Below are 3,084 nucleotides of genomic sequence, written 5' to 3'. Positions count from 1 at the left end.
TAGTTAATATTTCCTTAATTGACCCCACCCTACATCATGTACAGACTTAGCCAATCTAGACTTAGCCATACTTTTTATATTCAGCTTCTCAACTGCTACAATATCATAATTGGATAATATCAGAGAGCCCAAAAAAGACAACAACATTAAACTCTAAAACCCCAGAAAAATGGACTGCTGCAACATTGCGTAGTGCTTATGTTAAAGGTAGAAGAGATTTTGCTGATTGTAATTTAAGTCGCTTGAACTTGCGTAATGTCAAGTTGTCTGGGGTGAATTTTTATGGAGCTAATTTGTATCAAAGTGATTTGCAAGGTGCAGATTTGTCCGATGCTAATCTTGGTCATGTTAATTTAACTAATACTGTGCTCAAAAATGCAAATCTGACTAAGGCTTATTTAAGTACAGCTAGTTTGGCAGGATGCGATCTGCGGGATGCAGACCTGACAAATGCTTATTTGAATGGTGCGAACTTACGGGGAGCAAATCTGTGTGGTACTAATCTCACTAATGCCATGATAAATGATAAACAAATAGATATGGCAAAAACTAATTGGTGGACAATTATGCCCAACGGTAAAAGAGGTTCGGGATTCTAAAATAGTGCATATTTACCAACATATATAATATAATAGTGGCCGAAAAATTTTCAGGAGTTGGTTCATGCTCGAAAAATTTTTTTATGCCACAATGATTACGTTGTTACTGCCTATTTTATTAGGTATATCTCCTTTTTCCAAACCTCAAAGTTTGAATTTTCAGGAAATAACATGGAAAAATCACCATATTCAAAATACATTTCCGGAAACTTAATTTTTGCAAAGGCATGACAAGGCTTTGAGATTAATTATCCCAGAGGTTTAACGAAGTCATATCATGTCCGCTTGAATACTTATACTTTGGTGGAAGGAAGGCAGAGGGCAGAAGGGTTTCTTCTAATTGTGACTTAATTCTATACACGCTCCGATGCTACCGGACATGATATCAGAAGTCAGAAGTCAGATAGGGGAGCCGTCGGTAGGGCGAGGTACAGAAGTTGTTTTTGTAACGGGGGTTTGAGCAAGTCTCCAAAAATATTTCGCCTTAAAAGGCGGGGTTGCGCAACCCAATTATTTTGAGAAAGCTGTTTTTATAAGTTTTATGTAATTTTTTCTGGTTAATACATGACACTTCTCGACACGCTTGTGCAGAAAATATTTTGGAATTAAGTAGAAAGAATGATTTACCATGCTAGAAACCCACGTCAAATGGCGTGAGATATCCTTAGTAACCTCAAATTTTATATCGCAATAGATAAGTAGGGCGCGGACTTATATCATGTCCGCTTGAATAGTTACACTTAGGAGGAAGGAAGGCAGCGGGAGCTGAGGGCAGCTATGCTGAAGGGAAACAAAGGTTTAAAGGGAGAAAGTTTTTTTTGTCACTAATTATGGTTTGCTGATTAAATCTAAAAGCATTGACATATAGAACCCCTGATCGTATCTTCATAAATACGCACGTTTTTTTAGCGAGGAGACAGCTATACTGGAGACAGGAGATAGGAGGTAATATCATGTCCGGTTGAACAGTTATAAATAAATAACGACGGAGTCCTCAGTCCTCAGTCCTCAGTCCTCAGGAGGAAAGAGGGAAGGAAGAAGAAGAACTGGAGTTGAAGGAGAAAGTTTTTGGTCGCGTAAGCGGAACGGAGTTCTATCACGCTCTTATCCGGACATGATATCAGAGGGAAGAGGGAAGATGTGGGGAGAAATAATACAAAAAAAACACACCAACACCAAGATTTTCGGTCAAAATTGATGCGCGAAAAGACTTGACTACCATAATTATATAGGTCTCAAATGGGTTCTATAAAGGTTGAGCGCATTTTTTAGTTAAAAAAAGTCCAAGCTTAATGGTCGTAATGGTTCAAAAAAGAGCGCATTTTAGGCGTATAGTTGCGCAGAATAATCAAGGGATTATTCTTCCTCCTACCTCCTCTATAATTCCGATTTCTCCTGTCTCCCCCTCCACGGTCGGGGGAGGGGCGAGGGGTGGGTTGTCTCCAGTATAGCTGTCTCCTACCCTTACCCATAAGACTTCCATACGCAAACCCTAATTATCCGGACATGATATTATGCTGATGATGAACTGAATCAGGGAAAATGTTTTTCCCACTGTTGCTTGTTGCCTGTTGCCTGCTATACTTTTTGATAAAAATCTAATGGCTTCCTGCCCATGTCACCCATTTGCGAGAAACACCTAAGTGAGAACTAGCTGCACTTAATTCTGCTTGATTAATATTTGCTGCGGTCAAATCTGCGCCACTCATTTCTATTTCATTCAGGTTTGCTCCAATTAAGTCTGCACCAGTAAGGTTAGTGCTACGCAGATCTGCTCGATTCAAATTAGCTCGTGCTAGCTTTGCTCCTGTCAAGTCAGCACCGATTAGATTAACATCACTTAAATTAGCGCTACGCAAGTCTGCATGACTAAGATCGGCACCAGATAAATTTGCTTGACTTAACTCAGCTCCAATTAGTTTTGCCCCACTTAAGTCAACCCCACTTAAATCAGCTTGATTTAGATTAACCATACTCAGTTTTACCCCACGCAGATTTGCATTACTGAGGCAAATTCCTCGGAAATAGCGTTTTCCTATAGAGTAGCGACTCAGGAATTTTTGAGCATCCATATTTTTCAACTCCGTTTGATAAAATTAGTTTTTTAAAGATTGTTTATGTTTTTATGGTGGCAGAAACATCAAAAAATGTAGCTAAAACTACACAAAAGTTTAAAATTTTATAAATTTGTATGAAGCTCAACTTATATTATGTGCGGTTGAATACTTATATCATGTCCGGTTGAATAGTTACACTTTGGAGGAGGTAAGGCAGCTATGCTGGAGTCAACCCACCCGCGGGGCCCGACCATGGAGGCAGGGTCTATTTATTGTCACCAGAGAAAAAAGGAAGAGGGGGAAGAGGGGGGAGAGGGGGGAGAGGGGCCAATGGTCTCATCCGTCCCTTATGGTGAAAAGCTTCCATAAAAGTACCTGATTTCATCAGTGGCAAGATTTTAGCAGCGATACCTCCTGCTATATATAAA

Annotated in this window: 4 protein-coding genes; 2 read left to right on the top strand and 2 right to left on the bottom strand. The window is 39.7% G+C overall.

The window, feature by feature from the left end; translation table 11 throughout:
* Nucleotides 1-185: 185 nt before the first annotated feature.
* Together F6K15_RS37660 and F6K15_RS37655 are read left to right on the top strand one after the other, a co-directional pair.
* Entirely contained in the window at nt 186-599 is a 414-nt protein-coding gene (locus F6K15_RS37660; protein WP_293071176.1) for a pentapeptide repeat-containing protein, read from the top strand.
* A gap of 64 nt (nt 600-663) precedes the next feature.
* On the top strand, nt 664-813 hold the full coding sequence (locus F6K15_RS37655) for a hypothetical protein (RefSeq protein WP_293071175.1): 150 nt from the start codon (nt 664-666) through the stop codon (nt 811-813).
* 1,384 nt (nt 814-2,197) lie between these two features.
* On the opposite strand, the gene F6K15_RS37650 is transcribed toward F6K15_RS37655, so the two are convergent.
* Together F6K15_RS37650 and F6K15_RS38950 are read right to left on the bottom strand one after the other, a co-directional pair.
* Nucleotides 2,198-2,671: a pentapeptide repeat-containing protein gene (locus tag F6K15_RS37650; protein ID WP_293071173.1), complete on the bottom strand. Its 474-nt coding sequence runs from the start codon at nt 2,669-2,671 to the stop codon at nt 2,198-2,200.
* 250 nt (nt 2,672-2,921) lie between these two features.
* Nucleotides 2,922-3,077: a glucokinase gene (locus F6K15_RS38950; RefSeq protein ID WP_363269560.1), complete on the bottom strand. Its 156-nt coding sequence runs from the start codon at nt 3,075-3,077 to the stop codon at nt 2,922-2,924.
* Between the last annotated feature and the right edge of the window lie 7 nt (nt 3,078-3,084).

Origin of the sequence: Okeania sp. SIO2B3, from assembly GCF_010672525.1 — a bacterium.
Lineage (GTDB): Bacteria > Cyanobacteriota > Cyanobacteriia > Cyanobacteriales > Microcoleaceae > Okeania.
This window is presented reverse-complemented; position numbering and strand designations above follow the sequence as displayed.